Annotated in this window: 19 protein-coding genes; 6 read left to right on the top strand and 13 right to left on the bottom strand. The window is 72.7% G+C overall.

Features of this window, described 5'->3' with window-relative positions:
* The first annotated feature begins 84 nt into the window (after positions 1–84).
* From ACZ6AA_RS34425 to ACZ6AA_RS34435, 3 genes are read left to right on the top strand one after another with little or no spacing between them, the layout of a single operon-like run.
* A complete protein-coding gene (locus ACZ6AA_RS34425; protein ID WP_051811011.1) occupies positions 85–279 on the top strand; it encodes a hypothetical protein in 195 nt (64 codons plus the stop codon).
* A gap of 51 nt (positions 280–330) precedes the next feature.
* On the top strand, positions 331–1,488 hold the full coding sequence (locus tag ACZ6AA_RS34430) for a chymotrypsin family serine protease (protein WP_468448660.1): 1,158 nt from the start codon (positions 331–333) through the stop codon (positions 1,486–1,488).
* Positions 1,489–1,515: 27 nt separating this feature from the next.
* A complete protein-coding gene (locus ACZ6AA_RS34435) occupies positions 1,516–1,962 on the top strand; it encodes a hypothetical protein (protein ID WP_468448661.1) in 447 nt (148 codons plus the stop codon).
* 113 nt (positions 1,963–2,075) lie between these two features.
* On the opposite strand, the gene ACZ6AA_RS34440 is transcribed toward ACZ6AA_RS34435, so the two are convergent.
* Complete coding sequence (locus tag ACZ6AA_RS34440) at positions 2,076–3,560, bottom strand: hypothetical protein (RefSeq protein ID WP_468448663.1); 1,485 nt, start codon at positions 3,558–3,560, stop codon at positions 2,076–2,078.
* A 423-nt stretch (positions 3,561–3,983) separates the two neighbouring features.
* Between ACZ6AA_RS34440 and ACZ6AA_RS34445 the strand changes: the two genes are divergently transcribed.
* Positions 3,984–5,810, top strand: a complete 1,827-nt coding sequence (locus tag ACZ6AA_RS34445; RefSeq protein WP_468483037.1) for an endonuclease/exonuclease/phosphatase family protein — start codon at positions 3,984–3,986, stop codon at positions 5,808–5,810.
* 96 nt (positions 5,811–5,906) lie between these two features.
* Here ACZ6AA_RS34445 and ACZ6AA_RS34450 read toward each other — a convergent pair whose 3' ends face one another.
* The 3 genes from ACZ6AA_RS34450 to ACZ6AA_RS34460 form a co-directional block, all read right to left on the bottom strand.
* Positions 5,907–6,770, bottom strand: coding sequence for an SRPBCC family protein (locus ACZ6AA_RS34450; protein WP_468448667.1), 864 nt, complete (start codon positions 6,768–6,770; stop codon positions 5,907–5,909).
* A gap of 183 nt (positions 6,771–6,953) precedes the next feature.
* Positions 6,954–7,652, bottom strand: coding sequence for an antibiotic biosynthesis monooxygenase (locus tag ACZ6AA_RS34455; protein ID WP_468450096.1), 699 nt, complete (start codon positions 7,650–7,652; stop codon positions 6,954–6,956).
* Between the two features lie 129 nt (positions 7,653–7,781).
* Positions 7,782–8,585, bottom strand: a complete 804-nt coding sequence (locus tag ACZ6AA_RS34460) for an SGNH/GDSL hydrolase family protein (RefSeq protein ID WP_468448669.1) — start codon at positions 8,583–8,585, stop codon at positions 7,782–7,784.
* A gap of 233 nt (positions 8,586–8,818) precedes the next feature.
* Here ACZ6AA_RS34460 and dapA point away from each other — a divergent pair, with 233 nt between their 5' ends.
* Complete coding sequence (gene dapA, locus ACZ6AA_RS34465) at positions 8,819–9,793, top strand: 4-hydroxy-tetrahydrodipicolinate synthase (protein ID WP_468483035.1); 975 nt, start codon at positions 8,819–8,821, stop codon at positions 9,791–9,793.
* 18 nt (positions 9,794–9,811) lie between these two features.
* On the opposite strand, the gene ACZ6AA_RS34470 is transcribed toward dapA, so the two are convergent.
* The 5 genes from ACZ6AA_RS34470 to ACZ6AA_RS34490 form a co-directional block, all read right to left on the bottom strand.
* Positions 9,812–11,044, bottom strand: a complete 1,233-nt coding sequence (locus ACZ6AA_RS34470; RefSeq protein WP_471462383.1) for a WD40 repeat domain-containing protein — start codon at positions 11,042–11,044, stop codon at positions 9,812–9,814.
* Complete coding sequence (locus ACZ6AA_RS34475; RefSeq protein WP_468448675.1) at positions 11,041–11,595, bottom strand: SigE family RNA polymerase sigma factor; 555 nt, start codon at positions 11,593–11,595, stop codon at positions 11,041–11,043. The genes ACZ6AA_RS34470 and ACZ6AA_RS34475 overlap by 4 nt, the downstream gene beginning before the upstream one ends.
* A gap of 118 nt (positions 11,596–11,713) precedes the next feature.
* On the bottom strand, positions 11,714–12,313 hold the full coding sequence (locus ACZ6AA_RS34480) for a hypothetical protein (RefSeq protein ID WP_468483033.1): 600 nt from the start codon (positions 12,311–12,313) through the stop codon (positions 11,714–11,716).
* A 100-nt stretch (positions 12,314–12,413) separates the two neighbouring features.
* Positions 12,414–13,412, bottom strand: coding sequence for a 2,3,4,5-tetrahydropyridine-2,6-dicarboxylate N-succinyltransferase (dapD, locus tag ACZ6AA_RS34485; protein ID WP_468448679.1), 999 nt, complete (start codon positions 13,410–13,412; stop codon positions 12,414–12,416).
* A 33-nt stretch (positions 13,413–13,445) separates the two neighbouring features.
* Positions 13,446–14,693 (bottom strand): MFS transporter, encoded by a 1,248-nt coding sequence (locus ACZ6AA_RS34490; protein ID WP_471462386.1) that lies wholly within the window; start codon positions 14,691–14,693, stop codon positions 13,446–13,448.
* A gap of 102 nt (positions 14,694–14,795) precedes the next feature.
* Here ACZ6AA_RS34490 and ACZ6AA_RS34495 point away from each other — a divergent pair, with 102 nt between their 5' ends.
* Entirely contained in the window at positions 14,796–15,686 is an 891-nt protein-coding gene (locus ACZ6AA_RS34495) for a winged helix-turn-helix transcriptional regulator (protein ID WP_471462388.1), read from the top strand.
* Here ACZ6AA_RS34495 and ACZ6AA_RS34500 read toward each other — a convergent pair.
* The 4 genes from ACZ6AA_RS34500 to sufU all read right to left on the bottom strand — a co-directional run bounded on the left by ACZ6AA_RS34500 (position 15,658) and on the right by sufU (position 17,514).
* Positions 15,658–16,215 (bottom strand): TetR/AcrR family transcriptional regulator, encoded by a 558-nt coding sequence (locus ACZ6AA_RS34500; RefSeq protein ID WP_468448685.1) that lies wholly within the window; start codon positions 16,213–16,215, stop codon positions 15,658–15,660. The genes ACZ6AA_RS34495 and ACZ6AA_RS34500 overlap by 29 nt on opposite strands.
* On the bottom strand, positions 16,215–16,535 hold the full coding sequence (locus tag ACZ6AA_RS34505; protein WP_030358831.1) for a DMT family transporter: 321 nt from the start codon (positions 16,533–16,535) through the stop codon (positions 16,215–16,217). Before ACZ6AA_RS34505 ends, ACZ6AA_RS34500 begins: the two co-directional genes overlap by 1 nt.
* 170 nt (positions 16,536–16,705) lie before the next feature.
* Positions 16,706–17,053: a metal-sulfur cluster assembly factor gene (locus tag ACZ6AA_RS34510; protein ID WP_468448687.1), complete on the bottom strand. Its 348-nt coding sequence runs from the start codon at positions 17,051–17,053 to the stop codon at positions 16,706–16,708.
* Entirely contained in the window at positions 17,050–17,514 is a 465-nt protein-coding gene (gene sufU / locus ACZ6AA_RS34515) for a Fe-S cluster assembly sulfur transfer protein SufU (RefSeq protein ID WP_087883608.1), read from the bottom strand. Before sufU ends, ACZ6AA_RS34510 begins: the two co-directional genes overlap by 4 nt.
* Positions 17,515–17,525: the final 11 nt, after the last annotated feature.

Below are 17,525 nucleotides of genomic sequence, written 5' to 3' on the forward strand. Positions count from 1 at the left end.
CACCTGCGGAACCGCATCACCCACGCGGGGAGGCGAGCCGGAGTGGACGCACACCAGGCCCGCAGCCTCCATGAGGACCGGCTGATGAGGCTGGCCAATGTCACCGGAGTGGGCACCGGCAGGGACGAACACTCGGGCGCGGACGTGATCGTCGTCTTCGTCACGCACCGGGTGCCCCGTGACCGGCTCCGGGACGAGGACGTGGTTCCGGACGTACTCGACGGCGTGCCCGTGCGCGTCCTCGCCATCGGCGACGTCGGCGCACAGGGCGACGCCTGAGCCGTCCACCGGAACCCGGGACTTCACCACAAGGGGAAGAGGTGGTCTGGCGTGAGCCAGCCCGAATTGATGCGAGGACCCACCGGCGGCACGCTCAGCGACAGCTCCCGCCAGCAGGCGATGACCGACTTCATGCGCCGTGAACAGCCGCTCGCGAACGTGGTCGGCTTCGGCCACGGTGTGAAGTGGAGCGACGGCCGACCCACCGGCGAGCCCGCCGTGCTCGTGTTCGTCACCCAGAAGGTGCCCGAATCACTGCTCCCCGAGCGGGATGTGATTCCACGTCAGATGGACGACGGCACCCCCACCGACATCCTGGCCGTCGGCCATGTGGCCGCGCAGCGCCAGCAGCGCAGGTCCGGGCGCGGCGAGGACCGCTCCTCGCTGTCGTACGACGCCGACGGCACGGTCAGCGAACAGTACTCCGGTCTGTCCCAGCCCCGGCTCGAAGAGCTCGGCGGGCTCGGAGCGTTCGAGCCGCAGCTCCTCAAGCGCCGGATGCGGCCGAGCCCCTCCGGCTTCTCGGTCGGCAACGTCCGCGTGACCGCGGGCACCCTCGGCAGCGTGGTGTACGACTTCCTGCCCGGCGCGTCCGTCGACCCGCCCGGCGCCGGACTCGGCGTACCCGCGAAGTTCTACATCCTGTCCAACAACCACGTCCTCGCCGACTCCAACCGGGCCCAGCTCGGCAGCGCCATCGTGCAGCCCGGCGTCTTCGACGGCGGCCAGGACCCCGCCGACCGGATCGCGACCCTGGACCGCTTCATCACGATCCAGTTCGCCCCGCAGATCCCGCTGGAGCGGCACAACAACGTCGTGGACGCGGCGCTCGGCTCCGTGGACTTCCAGGACGCGACCCGTGAGCAGTACTTCAGCGGGGCGCCGCGCGCCTGGCGGCGCAAGGCCAACGTCGCCGTCGGCGACCTCGTCAAGAAGTCCGGCCGCACCACGAACATCAGCTTCGGCCGGATCGTCTCCGTGGACGCGACGATCGACGTCAACTACGGCACGGCGGGCACCGCCCGCTTCAAGGACCAGATCCTCACCACGAACATCTCCGCGGGCGGCGACTCCGGTTCCCTGGTGACCTCGCTCGACAACGTGGCGCTCGGCCTGCTCTTCGCGGGGTCCTCGACCGTCACCGTCATCAACCACATCGAGAACGTCCGCGCGCTGCTGCGCGTCGAGATCGCCGAGCAGCTGGCCTGACGCACGACTTCCCGGAGGGAGGGTTCCATGACCACACAGGCACGCAAGCAGAAGGGCCAGGCCCGCGCGGAGCACCGTTTCCACAACCCGCAGGGGGCCGAGGTCAAGACGCGTGACGAGGCGTTCGCCACGCAGATGGACGTGTCGGCGGAGGCCGTCTCCACCGACTGCAAGCTCACGCTCCACAACGGCCAGGTCACGTTCGGCATCGAGGTGAAGTACAACCCCAACACCTACCCGCACGTCGTGACCGGCGGCCAGATCACCTCCGGCATCTGCGGCGCCCCCTGGGACATCACCGGCGGCTTCGTCGGCGACACCATCCGCCTGGACGCCAAGCGCGCCGGCCAGGGTTCCTGCGCCACGACGATCACCATCGTCGGCGAGTACCAGAACCCGCCCGCGTACCGCGGCACGTACGGCTTCGACGGCGCGACATCGTCCTTCAAGCACACGACGCGCTACGAGTGCTGAGCCCTCGGGCCGGGCGGGGGACCGTCTTTCGCGGCCTCCGGCCCGGCTCGTCCTCAAGCGCCGATTCGGCGGAGGCCCGTCCCACCCGAGGGGGCCATCGGCAGGGCCCCCGCCTAGGCCTGCTGGGAGCGGGCCTTGAAGGCTGCCTTGCGGGCCTCCTTCGCCACCTTCTTGTCGGGGTGGAGGCGACCCATCGCCTCCAGGACGTCCGCGGTGGCGGGGTGCTCCACACGCCACGCCGCGGCGAAGAACCCGCTGTGCTGCGCGGCGAGCCCCTCGACGAGGGCCTGGAGCTCCTCGGAGTTGCCCTCGGCGGCGAGCTGCGCGGCGATCGTGTCGATGGTGAGCCAGAAGACCATGCCCTCGGACGGCGGCGGCACATCGGCGGCGCCGTGCTCGGCGAGCCACACCCGGGCGAGCCCGCCCAGCTCCGCGTCGTCGAGGACGTCCCGCAGCGCGGGCTCGGCCTCGTCCCCGACGAGGGACAGCGCCTGCTGACAGCGGAGCCGCCGCAGCGGCGCCCCCTCGTCACCGCCGCGCGCCGCGGCCAGCAACTCCCGCGCGGCACCGAGCGATTCCCGCCGGGCCAGCCACTGCTCGATCTCGGCCTGCGCGGCCCCCTGCGGGAACCCGGCGGTGCCGTCGAGGAGCGTGTCGGCACCCTTGTCGGCGAGGTCGCCGACGGCGGGCGCGTCGAGCCCGGCCTCCAGCATCCGCGCCCGGATGCCGTAGAGCCCGAGCGGCGTCAGCCTGACCATGCCGTACCGCGTGACGTCCTCGTCGTCGACGGGCGGCATCGGCTCCTCGCTGTCGATGTCGGCCATCAGGGCCTCGTCGACGGGCTGGTACTCGACGAGCCCGATCGGCTCCAGCATCCGGAACTGGTCGTCGAGCCGCATCATCGCGTCCGACACCTGCTCCAGGATGTCGTCGGTGGGCTCCCCCATGTCGTCGGGCACGATCATCGACGCGGCGAGCGCGGGCAGCGGCACCGCGCCGTCCGCGGCGCCCTCGCCGACGGTCAGCAGGTACAGATTGCCGAGGACGCCCTCCAGGAAGTCGGCCTCGCCCTGCGGGTCCCACCCCAGCGCCTCGAAGTCGATCTCGCCGCCGTCCTCGATGGCGTCGACGAGGTCGTCCAGGTCGGGGACCGTCGCGTCGGCGAACACGGTCTCCAGGGCGGCGAGCCAGATGCCGAGGACGTCCTGCGGCGCCCCGGAGGTGAGCAGGCCCAGCTCCTCGCCCGCGGTGACGGTCCCATCGGCCTCGGCGTCAGCGGTGCCCTCGGCGGCGTCCTCGGCGGCCTCGTGGATCTCCACCAGGCCGGTGTCGACGGCGACCCGCCACGCCTCGCTGGCGTACGCCGCCGCGTCCCCCTCGTCCGCCCCGGCGGAACCGTCCGTGAGCCCCAGCTCCGCCGCGGCGGCCGGAAGCTGCTCGTCGACGAGCTCGCCGCCCGCGCCCACCCGCGTGTCCGGGCCCGCCCAGCGGGCGAGCCGCGCGGCGCGGCCGAGCAGGGGCGTGGCGAGCGCGTCCCGCGCGAGCTCCGCTTCGGAGTGCAGCAGCACCGGCGGCAGGGTGGCGGGGCTTTGGGACATCGGCTGGTTCTCCTGACGAACGTGCGGGTCTGCCGCCCTGACGGGCGTGGGTCCGCTGCCCTGACGGGCGTACGGATCTGCTGTGTGAAGCCTAGACGGATGTGACCGTTCGCCGCCCGCCCGTCGGCCGCACCGGCCCCGGACCCGCCCCCCGCCCGCCGCCCGGCACGGCCGCCCGGCTTCGCCCGCATCGCCCCGACTCCGCCCGGCTTCATCCTCCCGTCGGGAGACGTACAGATCACGCACACCCGAAGAACCTTGACAACTCCCCCGCCCGCACAAGAGATTGACGCGCGTAGAGCGCCATTCCCCCGGCCGATGCACCGCGTGTCCCCGTTCGCGTCAGCGTTCCGCCCGTTCCATCCCTTTAGCCCTTTAGCTCATTGACCCCTCAGTCACCCTCACCCTCACTCGGAGTCCCCGATGCCCCACATACCGAGATCCGCCGCCGTCAGCACCCTCCTCGCCACCGCCCTCGCGGCCGGGCTGCTCGTCGCCACCGCCTCCAGCGCGTCCGCCGACCAGGTGCGGGTGCACGACATCCAGGGCACGACGCGGCTCTCACCGCTGGCGGGCCAGCAGGTCAGCGATGTGCCGGGCATCGTCACGGGCGTGCGCGGCTACGGCTCGAAGGGCTTCTGGATCCAGGACGCGCGGCCGGACGACGACCGGGCGACCAGCGAGGGCGTGTTCGTGTACACCTCCTCGACGCCGACGGTGAAGGCGGGGGACGCGGTCCGGGTCTCCGGCACCGTCACCGAGTACGTGCCCGGCGGCGCCGCCTCCGGCAACCAGTCGCTGACCCAGATCACCAAGCCGACGGTGACCGTCGAGTCCTCCGGCAACGCCCTGCCCGCCCCGGTGGCCATCGGCGCCAAGTCGGTGCCCGCCGCGTACGCCCCCAAGGGCGACCCGGCCGCGGGGAACAGCGTCAACGGGCTGCCCCTGAAGCCCCGTTCGTACGCCCTGGACCTGTACGAGTCCCTGGAGGGCATGAACGTACGCGTCGGCTCCTCCCGCGTCGTCGGCGCGACCGACCCGTACAACGAACTCTGGGTGACCGTGAAGCCGCACGAGAGCGCCACCCGGCGCGGGGGCGCGCTGTACGGCTCGTACGACGGGCAGAACACCGGCAGGCTCCAGATCCAGCAGCTGGCGCCGGTCTCCGAGCAGCCGTTCCCGAAGGCGGACGTCGGCGACCGGCTGACCGGCGTGACGGAGGGGCCGCTGGACTTCAACCAGTTCGGCGGCTACACGCTGACCGCCCGGACGCTGGGCGAGGTCGAGCGCCGGGACCTCCGGCCGGAGCGGACCCGGCCGCAGGGCAAGGGCGAGCTGGCCGTGGCCACGTACAACGTCGAGAACCTCGACCCGGGCGACCCGCAGTCGAAGTTCGACGCGCTGGCCGCCGGTGTGGTCACGAACCTGGCCACGCCCGACATCGTCGCCCTGGAGGAGATCCAGGACGACAACGGCGCGAAGAACGACGGCACGGTGTCCGCCGCGCAGACCCTCAAGAAGTTCACGGACGCGATCGTCGCGGCGGGCGGGCCGCGCTACGAGTGGCGGTCCGTCGACCCCGAGAACAACAAGGACGGCGGCGAGCCGGGCGGCAACATCCGCCAGGTGTTCCTGTTCAACCCCGAGCGCGTGTCGTTCACCGACCGCGCCGCCGGTGACGCGACGACCCCGACGGGCGTCGTCCGCGTCGGCAAGCGGGCCGCGCTCACGCACTCGCCGGGCCGGATCGCCCCGGCGGACACGGCGTGGACCAACAGCCGCAAGCCGCTCGCCGGTGAGTTCTCCTTCCGCGGCAAGCCGGTGATCGTGGTCGCCAACCACTTCGCGTCCAAGGGCGGCGACGAGTCGCTGACCTCGCACCACCAGCCGCCGGTGCGCTCCTCCGAGACGCAGCGGGTGCGCCAGGCCGAGGCCGTGAACTCCTTCGTCCAGGAGATCCGGGCCACCCAGCGGGACGCGGACGTGCTCGTGGTCGGCGACATCAACGACTTCGAGTTCTCCGCCACGACCAAGGCCCTGGAGAAGGGCGGCGCGCTGCGCGCCGGGATCAAGTCGCTGCCGCGCTCCGAGCGCTACTCCTACGTCTTCCAGGGCAACTCCCAGGTCCTCGACCAGATCCTGGTGAGCCCGGGCGTGGGCCGGTTCCGCTACGACAGCGTGCATGTGAACGCCGAGTTCGCGGAGCAGAACAGCGACCACGACCCGCAGGTGGTGCGCTTCCGGCCGTAGCGGCAGCCGCAGCCGGTGAACGGGCGGGCCCGGGGGCCGTGTTCCCCGGGCCCGCCCGTCTGCGCGCGGTGCCAAGCCCTGCCTCGGAGCGCCGCGTCAGCCGTACAGCCGCGTCAGCCAGTCCCGCCACGCGGGCTCGGCGCTCTTGGCGTCCGCGTGCGTCGCGAAGTCGTGGACGGTGACGCCGACGCGGCGGCCGAAGTGGTTGCGGCCGAAGAAGCGGTAGAGCGCGTCGTCGGTGCGCAGGCCGATGAAGTACGGCGTGCGGAAGTCGAGCACGGCGTCCAGCTCGGCGCCGGCCGCGCTCAGCCGGAAGCGGGCGCCCTCCGAGGCGTCGGCGGGCAGGCCGAGTTCGAGCGCGAGCCGGGTGAAGGCGTCCCGGGCCGTGGCGACGGCGGGGGCGTCGAGGTGGGTGTAGGTGACCGGGCGGCCCGCGAAGTACGTCAAGTACTCGCGCAGGGTGTGCAGATAGAAGTCGGTGTGCTTGCTCGCCGCGTCGTACTGGTTCTCCCAGTCCTGGGCGAAGATCCCGCTGTGGGCGTGCCGCACCCAGGAGCGGCGGCCGCCGTCGCAGGGCTCGATCAGATGCTCCAGGTGGAGGGTGCTGCGCTCCGCGAAGAGCGCGGCCGGGCCGTCGGAGCAGACCGTGAGGCGCCACGGCGGGTCCCAGGCCGTGACGACGGCGCCGTGCGGCGCGGCGCCGCCCACCCGCGGCTCGTACTCCATCGGCCACAGCCAGCCGCCGGTGCCGGTGACGGTGGTGAACGCGTCCCACACCTGCTGCGGCGGGGAGCCGACCTCGAACTCCCGGACGATCTCGAACTCCCGCACACCGCTGCCGACGGTGCCGCCTCCGTCCCCGGAGTCCCTGCCGGTGCCCCTGCCGCCGGTGTCCCCCCTGCCGCTCCCGCTGCTCCTGCTCCTGCCCCTGCGGCTGTCCCTGCGGCTGTCCTTGGCCATGGCGACTCCTCGGGTCGAGCGGGACGGCCGCGGCCGCCGGGCCCCGGTCCCGCTCACGCCTCCATGACCCCACGGACGGCCCGCCGGGTAAAGCCCCCGGAACGAACTACCCGCCCGTCCGGGCCCGGACGCGGCCACCCGGACACGCCCCGGAGCCCGGCCGCGGCCACCACCGCCCGCGCGCTACGCGGGCACGACCCCGAACTCCCGCCGCCAGCGCCGAATCTTCCCCGCCTCCAGCGTCCCCGGGAACTCCCGCACCCGGCGCCACTCCTCCGAGAGCGTGCCGATGCCGTTGCCCGGCGCCTCCAGCGCCCGCTGGTGGTCCGCCGCGGTCTCCCACTCCGCGTAGTTGACGATCCGGGTGCCGTCGGTGCTCAGGTGGAAGTGCGCCGAGACCAGGCCGGGGACGGGGCCGGTGCCCAGCGCGGTGAGGACCGTGTCCACCCACGCCCGCTGCCGGTCGGCGTCCGGTCCCTCGAATTCCACGTGCACGGTCACGAACGCCTCGGGCACGGGGCCTCCGGAGCCCGGTGTCACGCTGCGGTACAGCCGGGACTTGACCAGGCCGACGCGTTCGATGCCGGGCACGGCCGCGTCGATCTCGTCGTTGCGCTCGTCCCTGCCGTTCGCGAAGTAGTCCTGGTAGGACTCCTCGTCCCGCCACTGCGAGTGGTGCATGAGGGTCGCGCCGTCCTCACCGGCGTACACGTGGTAGCCAAGCAGGCCCTCGTGCGGCCAGGGGCGGCTCTCCCAGGCATGGGCGATGGCGGCCACCGCCGCCCGCTGCCGCTCGGGGGTGCCGACGTGCCAGGTGCTGAAGAAGGTGAGGCCGATGTCGGAGCGGGTCGGGTCGGGGTGGGCGGAGGCGCGGCGGGTCATGGGGATCTCCACGTTCGAGTGGCGTACGAGGCCGTCGGTGCGGCCGCGGACGCGCAGGTCGGTGACTGTGTACGCGGTGTTCGTGCGTGGCGTACGACCCCTACGCTCCAACGTGAAGTTAGGTTCAGGTCAAGCCCGTTCGGGTGCGGGCAGGGTGACCGCGTCGAGCCCGGGCCGCTTCGCCCGGTGCGCGCCGCCCGCGCCCCCGCCGGGCCGCACCCGCCGCACCCGCCGCCGCGCCCAGGGCCCCGCCGCCCCGACGAGCCAGCGCACCTCCTGGGCCGCGCCGCCGAGCGCCGACACCGGGGCGAGCGGCGGCAGCGGGCGCGCCCAGTCCTCGTGCCCGGCGAGGCCGAGCAGGTCGGCGACGCCGGCGGCGATGCGGGCGTGGCCGACGGGGCTCGCGTGGGTGCGGTCGCGGCTCCACAGCCGCGGGTCGGCGGTGATCCGCTGCGGGAACAGGTCGAGGACGACGACGCCGTGCCGGTCGGCGGCGGCGCGGATCCGGGCGTTGAGCTCCATGACGCGCGGCTGGGCCCGGCGGGCCAGCGGGGCGATGCGGCCGATGTCGGGGAAGGTCACGGTCACCACGCGGGCGCCCGCCGAGGTGAGTTCGGCGAACATCTCCTCGACGGCGCGGGCGGTGCGGGCCGCGTCGTAGCCGGGCCTGACCAGGTCGCCCACGCCCGCCACGACGGTCGCGAGGTCCGGCTTGAGCGCCAGGGCAGGGGCCAGTTGCTCGTCCCTGACCTGCTCCGCCAGGCGGCCTCGCACGGCCAGGTTGGCGTAGGTGAAGTCGGGGCTCGCGACGGCGAGGATCTCCGCCAGCCGGTCGGCCCAGCCGCGGTAGCCGTGCCGTTCGTCGCCGTCGCCGATCCCCTCGGTCTGGCTGTCTCCGACGGCCACGTAACGCTCGTACGGATGCGTGGTCATGGCCCGAGGGTCCTGCGCCCGCCCGGGCCCGTCAACGACGCCTCGACGGCACGTGCCACACTCCTGTACGACCCGCCTCAGGCGTGCTCCCGCGCCCCGGCCCACCAGGCACGGAAGGCGCCCACCGGCGGACCCGGCCGCATGCGTGGACCCCAAACCTCGTAGCACTGCTGCGCATTACCTCGTAGCAGAATTAAGTGGAGCTTCACGACCGCCGCGCCGAGACTACCCCTATGACCGCACCCTCCACGCCCGCCGCGGCCCCGTTCGCGCACGCCCCCTTCGGCCGCGCCCTGTGCGCCATGGTCACGCCCTTCACCGCGTCCGGCGCCCTCGACCTCGACGGCGCCCAGGTCCTCGCCGACCGCCTGGTCGCGAACGGCTGCGAGGGCCTGGTCCTTTCCGGCACCACGGGCGAGTCCCCGACGACGTCCGACGCCGAGAAGAGCGCCCTCGTGCGGGCCGTCCGAGAGGCGATCGGCGGGCGGGCCACACTGGTCGCGGGCGTCGGCAGCAACGACACGGCGCACACCGGCGAGCTGGCCCTGCAGGCCGAGAAGGCGGGCGCCGACGGACTGCTCGTGGTCACGCCGTACTACAGCAAGCCGCCGCAGGAGGCGGTCGAGGCGCACTTCCGCGCGGTCGCGGACGTGTCGGGCCTGCCGGTGATCCTGTACGACATCCCGGGCCGCACCGGCACCCGCATCGAACCGGACACGCTCCTTCGCCTCGCGGAGCACCCGCGGATCGTGGCGGTGAAGGACTGCGCGTACGACATGCTCGGCTCCGCCAAGGTGATGGCGGGCTCGGACCTCGCGTACTACACGGGCTGCGACGAGTTCGCGCTGCCGCTGTACGCGCTCGGCGGAGCGGGGTTCATCAGCACGGTCGCGAATGTGGCGCCGCGCAGCCTGCGAGCGATCGTGGACGCGTTCGACGCGGGCGACACGGCCCGCGCGGCGCGCGGGCAGCGGCAGCTCACCGAGCTGATCGAGCTGATGATGGCCTCCGGTCTGCCCGGCACGGTCACGGCGAAGGCACTGCTCAACGCGCTCGGCCTGCCCGGCGGCCCGGTCCGGGCACCGCTGCTGCCCGCCGACCGGGATGCGGTCGACGGGCTGCTCGCGGCGTACGAGGCGCTCGGCGGGGCGCTGCCCGCGGGGGCGGTCCAGCGCGTGGTGAGCATCGGCTCCGGCACGCGCGCGTAGCGGACGGGCCCGGGTCCCTCAGCGGGCGGCGAACATCGGGGACCAGCCGCCGGGCCGGTCCGCGGACGCCCCGCGGAATCCGCTGAGCGGCACGATCTTCTTGCTGCCGACGGTGACGAGGATCAGCTGGGCACGGAACTCGTTGCGGCCCGAGCACTTCGCCGGCTCACAGCCCCAGGCGATCAGACGCTTGTCGCCGACCCAGGCCAGATGTTGCTTGCCGGGGACCGTGGCGATCTTCTTGCCGGTCAGCGGATCCAGGAGCGGCAGGCCCTTGTCGCTGCCGTCCGCCGCCAGGTACCTGCCGTCGGGCGAGAGCCCGTCCTGCGGATAGCTCGCGTACCTCTCCTTCGCGGGCGCCGTGGTGCGCTTGCCCCGGAGGGTGTACCAGGCGCGGTTCTCACTGCCCTCGTCCGCGACCTGCTGGAGGTACAGGCGCGTGCCGTCGCGGCTCCACCGGAAGTCCTCGCGGCCGTCGCCCCCGTAGAAGCCCCACTTGTCCGGCTCCGGCTGCGGCACGCTGTGCGGCTTCTCCACGTCGCCGGACGCCACGTCGATCACCATGAACCCGAGCCGGCTGGGGCGCGGCTGCGGGCCGTTCTTGGGGTGGTCGCCGGGCAGGTCGACGAGCCGGTCGGGGTCGGCGCCGTACGCGGTGGCGACGAGCTTGTTCCCGTCCGGCGACCACTCGACGCCCGCCACCGGCTGGGGGGTCGGGATCCAGCGCTCCACCTCGCCAGTCCGCAGGTCGAGCAGGCCGACACGACGCACGGGCAGCTCGCCCTCCAGGACGGCCGCGGTGCGCAGACCGGGGGCGACGTCGATCCACTTCCACTTGCCGGGCGCCTTCCGGTACCGGCCCGTCGTGGGGTCGAGGAGGGAGTAGGTCCGCGTGTGCAGCTCGTCGCCGTTCGCATGCTTGACGGTCTTGCGCACGCTGAAACCGGCCACCGCGGTGTTCCCCGCCGCGATCAGGTCGCGCGGCGGGGACTGGTCCGGGTGCGCGATGACGTCCCTGTCCGAGGGCCCGGACGCCGGGCGGCCCTCCGCGGCGCCGTCGCCGGAGCCGAGGGTGGGCACGGCCACCGCGACGGCCACGGCGGCCGCGGTCGCGAGCGCGGTGCCCACGAGCGTCCGGGTGCGCCGCCGCCGGCCGGCCGCGATCACCCGGTCGGCGAGGTCGCCCGCCACGTGGCCCTGGTCGGCGGCCTGTTCCTGGAGCGCGTCGCGCACCAGCTTGTCGACATTCACGGACGTACCTCCACAGGCGAGATGTCACGGGACGGCGAGGCCTCGGCGGCGGCCGGGCCGAGCCCGGCCAGCTCGGGCGCGAGAGAGCGCAGCCGGGCGAGTGAGCGGTGGGTGGTGCTGCGCACCGTGCCGACGGAGCACCCGAGGATGCGGGCCACCTCGGCCTCCGGCAGGTCCTCGTAGTAGCGCAGGACGAGCACGGAGCGCTGGCGCGGGGTGAGCCGGGCGAGTGCCGCCCGCATCACGACCCGCAGCTCGGCGCCGCTCGCCGTGTCGCCGTCGGCGCGCTCGGGCGGCTCGGCCACGGCAACCTCGCGCCGCGGCCACTTCAGACGCCAGCGGCTGACCTGCTGGCGGTAGAGGATCCGTCGGACATACGCCTCCGGGTCCTCGATCCTGTTCCACCGGCCCACGGCTTTGACCAGAGCGTTCTGCAGCAGATCCTCCGCCGCGTGCCGGTCGCCGCCGGTCAGCAGCACGGCTGTTCTCAGCAGTGTGGCGGAGCGCCCCGCCACGAACTCCCGGAAGCGATCCTGGCTTTCGGCATCCATCGTCACCTTCTCTTCTCCGGCGGCCCTGCTGCCCCCTCTGCTGTGGATGACGTGCGCGGACCCGCGCCGCTATGCCTGTGGCGCGGCGCGGGTCCGGAGAAGAGCGTGGGGTCCGGTGTCAGTCGAGCGGGTTCTTGGGGAAGCCCTTCGCCTTGGTCCACTTCAGCCGGTCGGAGTTGTACTTGAACGTGACCTGCTTGCCGTTCTTCGTGATGTCGGCCTTGGCCCAGCCGTCGAAGCCCTTGGTGAGGTGGCGGTCCCACTTGGTCAGGCGGCCGGTGGCGACGGCGGCCAGGGACTCCTGCGGGGGCTCGCCGTCGGCGCAGTACCTCGCCCAGTCGGCGATCGCCGCGACGGTGCCGGCCCGGTGCTTGAGGTGGATGCCCTGGCAGGCGTCGGTCTTGGTGCGGTAGATGTTCTTCGGCTTGGACCAGCCGCGCGCCTTGGGGCTGTAGTCCTGGACGTACAGGCCCTTCTTCTCCAGGTAGTGCATGGCCACCTTGCGGCCGTCCGGGAGCTTGATCAGCGACTCGAAGGGGGTCTTGGAGCCGCTCCAGTGGATGTCGGAGTGCTGGAGCTTGTAGGTGTGGCCCCCTGTCTTCGCCGCTGCCGCGGGTGCCTGCGCGTCGCCGGTCCGCGCGACGCTCTGCCCGCAGGCGACGAGCACCGCGACGGCCACCGTGCCCGTGACCATCGATCCCACCGCTGTCTTTCGCATCCGGTCCTCCCCGAGTTCATGTGCTGTGTGCTCGCGCAGCATACGCACGCGAAGCGCCCTCCCGGCGGGCCGGGAGGGCGCTTCAACGGTTCGGGCGGGCTCAGTTGTGGCTGTGGAGCACGTCGTTCAGGCCGCCCCAGACCGCGTTGTTCGGGCGGGCCTCGACGGCGCCGGTGACCGAGTTGCGGCGGAAGAGGATGTTCGAGGCGCCGGACAGGTCACGGGCCTTGACGATCTCGCCGTCGGGCATCGTGACGCGCGTGCCCGCGGTGACGTACAGACCGGCCTCGACGACGCACTCGTCGCCGAGCGCGATGCCCACACCGGCCTCGGCGCCGACGAGGCAGCGCTCGCCGATGACGATGCGGACGTTGCCGCCGCCGGACAGGGTGCCCATGGTGGAGGCGCCGCCGCCGATGTCGGAGCCGTCGCCGACGACGACACCGGCGGAGATGCGGCCCTCGACCATGGACGTGCCGAGGGTGCCCGCGTTGAAGTTCACGAAGCCCTCGTGCATCACGGTGGTACCCGCGGCGAGGTGCGCGCCGAGCCGCACCCGGTCGGCGTCGCCGATGCGGACGCCCTTGGGGGCGACGTAGTCCGTCATGCGCGGGAACTTGTCGACCGAGGTCACCGCGAGGTGCAGGCCCTCGGCGCGGGCGTTCAGGCGGACCTTCTCCAGGTCGTCGACGGCGACCGGGCCGAGCGAGGTCCAGGCGACGTTGGCGAGCAGCCCGAACATGCCGTCCAGGTTCTGGCCGTGCGGCTTGACCAGGCGGTGGCTGAGCAGGTGCAGGCGCAGGTACACGTCGTGCGCGTCCAGCGGCTTGTCGTCCAGGGACGCGATGACCGTGCGGACGGCGACGACCTCCACGCCACGGCGGGCGTCGGGCCCGATCGCCTTCGCGGCACCCTCGCCGAGGAGTTCCACGGCGCGCTCGGCGGTGAGCCGCTCGGTCCCGGCGGGGCCGGGCTCGGCGACCAGCTCGGGGGCGGGGAACCAGGTGTCGAGGACGGTGCCGTCGGCGGCGAGGGTGGCGAGCCCGGCGGCGACGGCGCCGGTCGTACGGGAGGTGTCAACAGAAGGCGTATCGGTCATGAGTGAAACCTAACCGGGCCGGGGCGACGGAGGCTAACCGGTACGGGTGGCCGTCTCACGTGCCGGGCGCACTTCCTCGGCGTGGGTCACCCCTGGTCGGCCCGCCCGCCCCGCCACCAGGAGCAGCACTCCGGACAGTCCGGCCAACCCCGCGCACACAGGCCACAGCGCCCCCGGCGCCGCCGAGTACAGCGCCCCGCCGAGCGGCGCCGACAGCACGACCCCGCTCACGGACACTCCCGAGTACAGGCTCTGGAACCGCCCCTGCGCATGGGCGGGCGCATGATCGGCGACGAATGCCGTGGCAGGCGTCTTGTACAGCACCTCCCCCGCGGTGAGCAGCAACATCATCGCGACAGCCGTCCCCACCGCCGTACCGAGGGCCAGCACCCCGTACCCCGCCCCCACGAGCAGCACGCCCCCACCGATGATCCGCAGCGGCGCCCGCCCCCGCAGAGCGACGGTGACCGGCAGCTCCAGGAGCAGGATGAGCGCCCCGTTGATGGCGAGCAGCCACCCGTACACACCGGTCCCGATCCCGTGGTGATCGAGGTCGGTGGGCAACGTGGAGTACTGCTGCCGATAGACGAGGTCGGTGACGAGGATCGCGGCGAGCAGCAGCACGACGACGGGCCGCTGCCGCAGACTCGCGAACACACCGGGCCCGGCCGCCCCGTCGCCGGGCACCGCGGATCGACCCGCTCCGCGGGCGGGCAGCACCCGCCCGGCATACGCGGCGAACACCAGCGTCCCGAGCCCGTCGACGACGAACAGCGTCCCGTACCCGGCCTGCGCGATGAGCAGGGCCCCGAGCGGCGGCCCCACCGTGAACCCCGCGTTGGCCGCGAACCGCATCACCGCGAACCCCTGCCGCCGCGCCCCCTCGGGCACGACGATGGCGACGAGCGCCCCGTTGGCCGCCCGCACGCACCCGCCCGCGTACTGGCTGAGCACCGGCACGACGTACAGCAGCGGCACCGGCAGGGTGGGCAGCGCCAGCACCCCCGCCCCGCTGATCAGCGACCCGACGAGCAGCACCCGCCGGTGCCCGTATCTGTCGCCGAACCAGCCGCCCGTGAAGTTCCCCGCGACCTGCCCCGCACCGCCGATGCCGCTGATCACCCCGGCCTGGGCGACGGACAGGCCCCGCTCGTCGGTCAGGTACACGAAGAAGTACACGAACGTGAAGGCCACGATCATGTTGAAGAACTGGCCAGCGGCCAGCAGCCACACGGTCCTCGGCACCTCTCGCAGCCCGCGCCGCAGGCCTCCCCCGCCCATCGCCCTACCCCCGCCATCGAGTGAGTTCCTTTTGGGAACGGACTATGGCAGCATGCGAGGCTCCGGGTCAACGTCCCGCCGATCTGGGAGAGCGTGAAGGACATGCCACGGCGAACGAGCCTCGGCGACGCCCCCTGCGCCATCGCGCAGGCCCTGGACGTCGTCGGCGACTGGTGGACCCTGCTGATCGTGCGCGACACGGCCCGCGGGGTGCACCGCTTCGAGGAGCTCCAGCGCGAACTGGGCCTGTCCCGCAAGGTGCTGACCGAGCGCCTGCGCCTCCTGGTCGACGCGGACGTCCTGACCCGGGTGCCGTACCAGGACCGCCCGCCGCGCCACGAGTACCGGCTCACGCCGCGCGGGCGGGCCCTGGTGCCGGTCCTGATCGCCCTTCAGGACTGGGGCGACACATGGGTACTCGGAGAGGGAGAGATGACGGCGACGGCCCCGACACAGACGTCACAGGAAGCGCGGCGCGTGCACGAACTGCTCGGCACGAAGGTGCCCGCGCTGCGCCTGCTCGCGGACGACGGCGAGCCTGCGGACCCGGTCACGGACGCGGCGTACACGGTCCTGTACTGCTTCCCGGGCGCCTACGCCCGCAAGGACGCCTATCCGCCCGGCTGGTCCGCGATCCCCGGCGCGCCCGGCTGCACGCTGGAGTCGTGCACGTACCGCGACCGGCTCGCCGACTTCACCGCGGCGGGCGCGGCCGTGCGCGGCATCTCCACCCAACGCACCGACGAGCAGCGGGCGTTCGCCGCCAAGGAGGGCCTGCGCTTCCCGCTGCTCTCGGACGCGGACCTCGCCCTGACGGCGGCGCTGCGGCTGCCGACGTTCCGCGCGGCGGGCGTGAGCCGCCTCAAGCGGCTGACGCTCGTCGTGGACGCGGACCGGGTCGTCCGGGACGTCCAGTACCCGGTCACGGATGTGACGGCGAGCGTGGAAGCGGCCCTGACGACCGTCAACTCCCTGCGGGAACAGCGGGGTTGAGCACCCGCCCGAGCAGGTCCCGGGTGTACGCCTCGTCGTACTCGCCCCCCGTGAGCAGCACCTGGAGACAGACCCCGTCCATCACCGCGACCAGGCCGCGCGCGGTGACGGGGTCGGTCCGCTCCCGCAGGACCTCGGCGACCCCCTCGCACCACTCGGCGGCCACCGGCCGCAGCGCGGGGCGGCGCAGGGCGGACAGATAGAGCTCGTACTCCAGCTCGACCGCCTCGCGCCGCCCGGAGGCCCACTCGCCGAGCAGCGCCGCCAGCTCGGCGGGGAGGTCGGCGTCCGGGTCCCGCAGCACCCCACGGTCGCGCACGAGTTGCGCGAACCCCTCGTTGGACTGGCGCAGCGCGGCCACCAGCAGATCGTCGAGCGTCTTGAAGTGGTACGTCGTCGAGCCCAGCGGCACATCGGCCTCGGCGGCGACGGTGCGGTGGCTGAGGCCCGCGATGCCCTTCTCGGCCGCGACCCGCAGCGCCGCGTCGATGATGCGCTGCCGCCGCTCCGGGTCGTAGCGCCGCCCCATCAGTGGGCCCCGCCGAGGTTCAGGACGACGACGCCCGCGATCACGAGCGCGATACCCGAGATCTTGAGCAGGCTCGCCGACTCGCCGAGGAACAGCATCCCGATCCCGGCGACGGCGGCGGTGCCGATCCCCGCCCAGATCGCGTAGGCCGTCCCCACCGACAGGGTCTTCAGCGTCTGCGCGAGCAGCGTGAAGGCCAGCAGATATCCCGCGACGGTGAGCAGCGACGGCCACAGCCGGCTGAACCCCTCGCTGTACTTCATGGCCGTAGTCCCGGCCACCTCCGCCGCGATCGCCGCGGCCAGCAGTCCGTATCCCATGCGTACTACCGTACACAACGATAGGTACGGCTGTACATATGCAGATGCATGAAAAATCCCGGCCCGTTCCCCAGAGCCGGGGATCGGGCCGGGGAGCGGGCCGGGGAGCGGCACGAGAAAGGGCCCGCACCGGTTCGGTGCGGGCCCTCTCAGGCGTACAGCGGCGGGACTCAGACGTTGAAGCCCAGTGCCCTGAGCTGCTCGCGCCCATCGTCCGTGATCTTGTCCGGTCCCCACGGCGGCATCCAGACCCAGTTGATCCGCAGCTCGTTGACGATGCCGTCCGTCGCGGACTTCGCCTGGTCCTCGATGACGTCGGTCAGCGGGCAGGCCGCGGACGTGAGCGTCATGTCGATGGTGGCGATGTTGGCGTCGTCGATGTGAACGCCGTAGATCAGGCCCAGGTTGACGACGTCGATGCCCAGTTCCGGGTCGACGACGTCGTACAGCGCCTCGCGGACCTCTTCCTCCGAAGCGGGCTTCGTGGTCAGTGTGTCCGGCGTACCGTTCTCGCTCATGCCGTCTTCCTCTCCACGCTCTCGCCCAGGGCCTGGGCGGTCGCGTCCTTCCACGCCATCCAACTCAGCAGAGCACACTTCACGCGCGCGGGGTACTTCGAGACCCCGGCGAACGCGACCGCGTCCTCCAGGACCTCCTCCATCGCGTCGTCCGGCTCCAGCTTGCCCTTGGACTGCATCAGCTCCAGGAACACGCCCTGGATCTGCTGCGCCTCGGCCAGGTCCTTGCCGACGAGCAGCTCGTTCAGGACGGACGCGCTGGCCTGGCTGATGGAGCAGCCCTGGCCCTCATAGCTGACGTCCTCGATGCGCGAGCCGTCGTACTTCACGCGCAGCGTGATCTCGTCGCCGCACGTCGGGTTGACGTGGTGCACCTCGGCGTCGCCCGGGCGCAGACCGCGCCCGTGCGGATGCTTGTAGTGGTCCAGGATCACGTCCTGGTACATCGAATCCAGCTTCACGTCCCAGCCAG

The sequence above is a fragment of the Streptomyces sp. NPDC040610 genome (assembly GCF_055594065.1).

Excerpts from the sequence above, each read along its gene's own strand:
- ACZ6AA_RS34425 (WP_051811011.1), top strand. The coding sequence starts at position 85 with ATGAGGCTGGCCAATGTCACCGGAGTGGGCACCGGCAGGGACGAACAC.
- ACZ6AA_RS34435 (WP_468448661.1), top strand. The coding sequence starts at position 1,516 with ATGACCACACAGGCACGCAAGCAGAAGGGCCAGGCCCGCGCGGAGCAC.
- ACZ6AA_RS34440 (WP_468448663.1), bottom strand. The coding sequence starts at position 3,560 with ATGTCCCAAAGCCCCGCCACCCTGCCGCCGGTGCTGCTGCACTCCGAA.
- ACZ6AA_RS34445 (WP_468483037.1), top strand. The coding sequence starts at position 3,984 with ATGCCCCACATACCGAGATCCGCCGCCGTCAGCACCCTCCTCGCCACC.
- ACZ6AA_RS34450 (WP_468448667.1), bottom strand. The coding sequence starts at position 6,770 with ATGGCCAAGGACAGCCGCAGGGACAGCCGCAGGGGCAGGAGCAGGAGC.
- ACZ6AA_RS34455 (WP_468450096.1), bottom strand. The coding sequence starts at position 7,652 with ATGACCCGCCGCGCCTCCGCCCACCCCGACCCGACCCGCTCCGACATC.
- ACZ6AA_RS34460 (WP_468448669.1), bottom strand. The coding sequence starts at position 8,585 with ATGACCACGCATCCGTACGAGCGTTACGTGGCCGTCGGAGACAGCCAG.
- dapA (WP_468483035.1), top strand. The coding sequence starts at position 8,819 with ATGACCGCACCCTCCACGCCCGCCGCGGCCCCGTTCGCGCACGCCCCC.
- ACZ6AA_RS34475 (WP_468448675.1), bottom strand. The coding sequence starts at position 11,595 with ATGGATGCCGAAAGCCAGGATCGCTTCCGGGAGTTCGTGGCGGGGCGC.
- ACZ6AA_RS34480 (WP_468483033.1), bottom strand. The coding sequence starts at position 12,313 with ATGCGAAAGACAGCGGTGGGATCGATGGTCACGGGCACGGTGGCCGTC.
- dapD (WP_468448679.1), bottom strand. The coding sequence starts at position 13,412 with ATGACCGATACGCCTTCTGTTGACACCTCCCGTACGACCGGCGCCGTC.
- ACZ6AA_RS34490 (WP_471462386.1), bottom strand. The coding sequence starts at position 14,693 with ATGGGCGGGGGAGGCCTGCGGCGCGGGCTGCGAGAGGTGCCGAGGACC.
- ACZ6AA_RS34495 (WP_471462388.1), top strand. The coding sequence starts at position 14,796 with ATGCCACGGCGAACGAGCCTCGGCGACGCCCCCTGCGCCATCGCGCAG.
- ACZ6AA_RS34500 (WP_468448685.1), bottom strand. The coding sequence starts at position 16,215 with ATGGGGCGGCGCTACGACCCGGAGCGGCGGCAGCGCATCATCGACGCG.
- ACZ6AA_RS34505 (WP_030358831.1), bottom strand. The coding sequence starts at position 16,535 with ATGGGATACGGACTGCTGGCCGCGGCGATCGCGGCGGAGGTGGCCGGG.
- ACZ6AA_RS34510 (WP_468448687.1), bottom strand. The coding sequence starts at position 17,053 with ATGAGCGAGAACGGTACGCCGGACACACTGACCACGAAGCCCGCTTCG.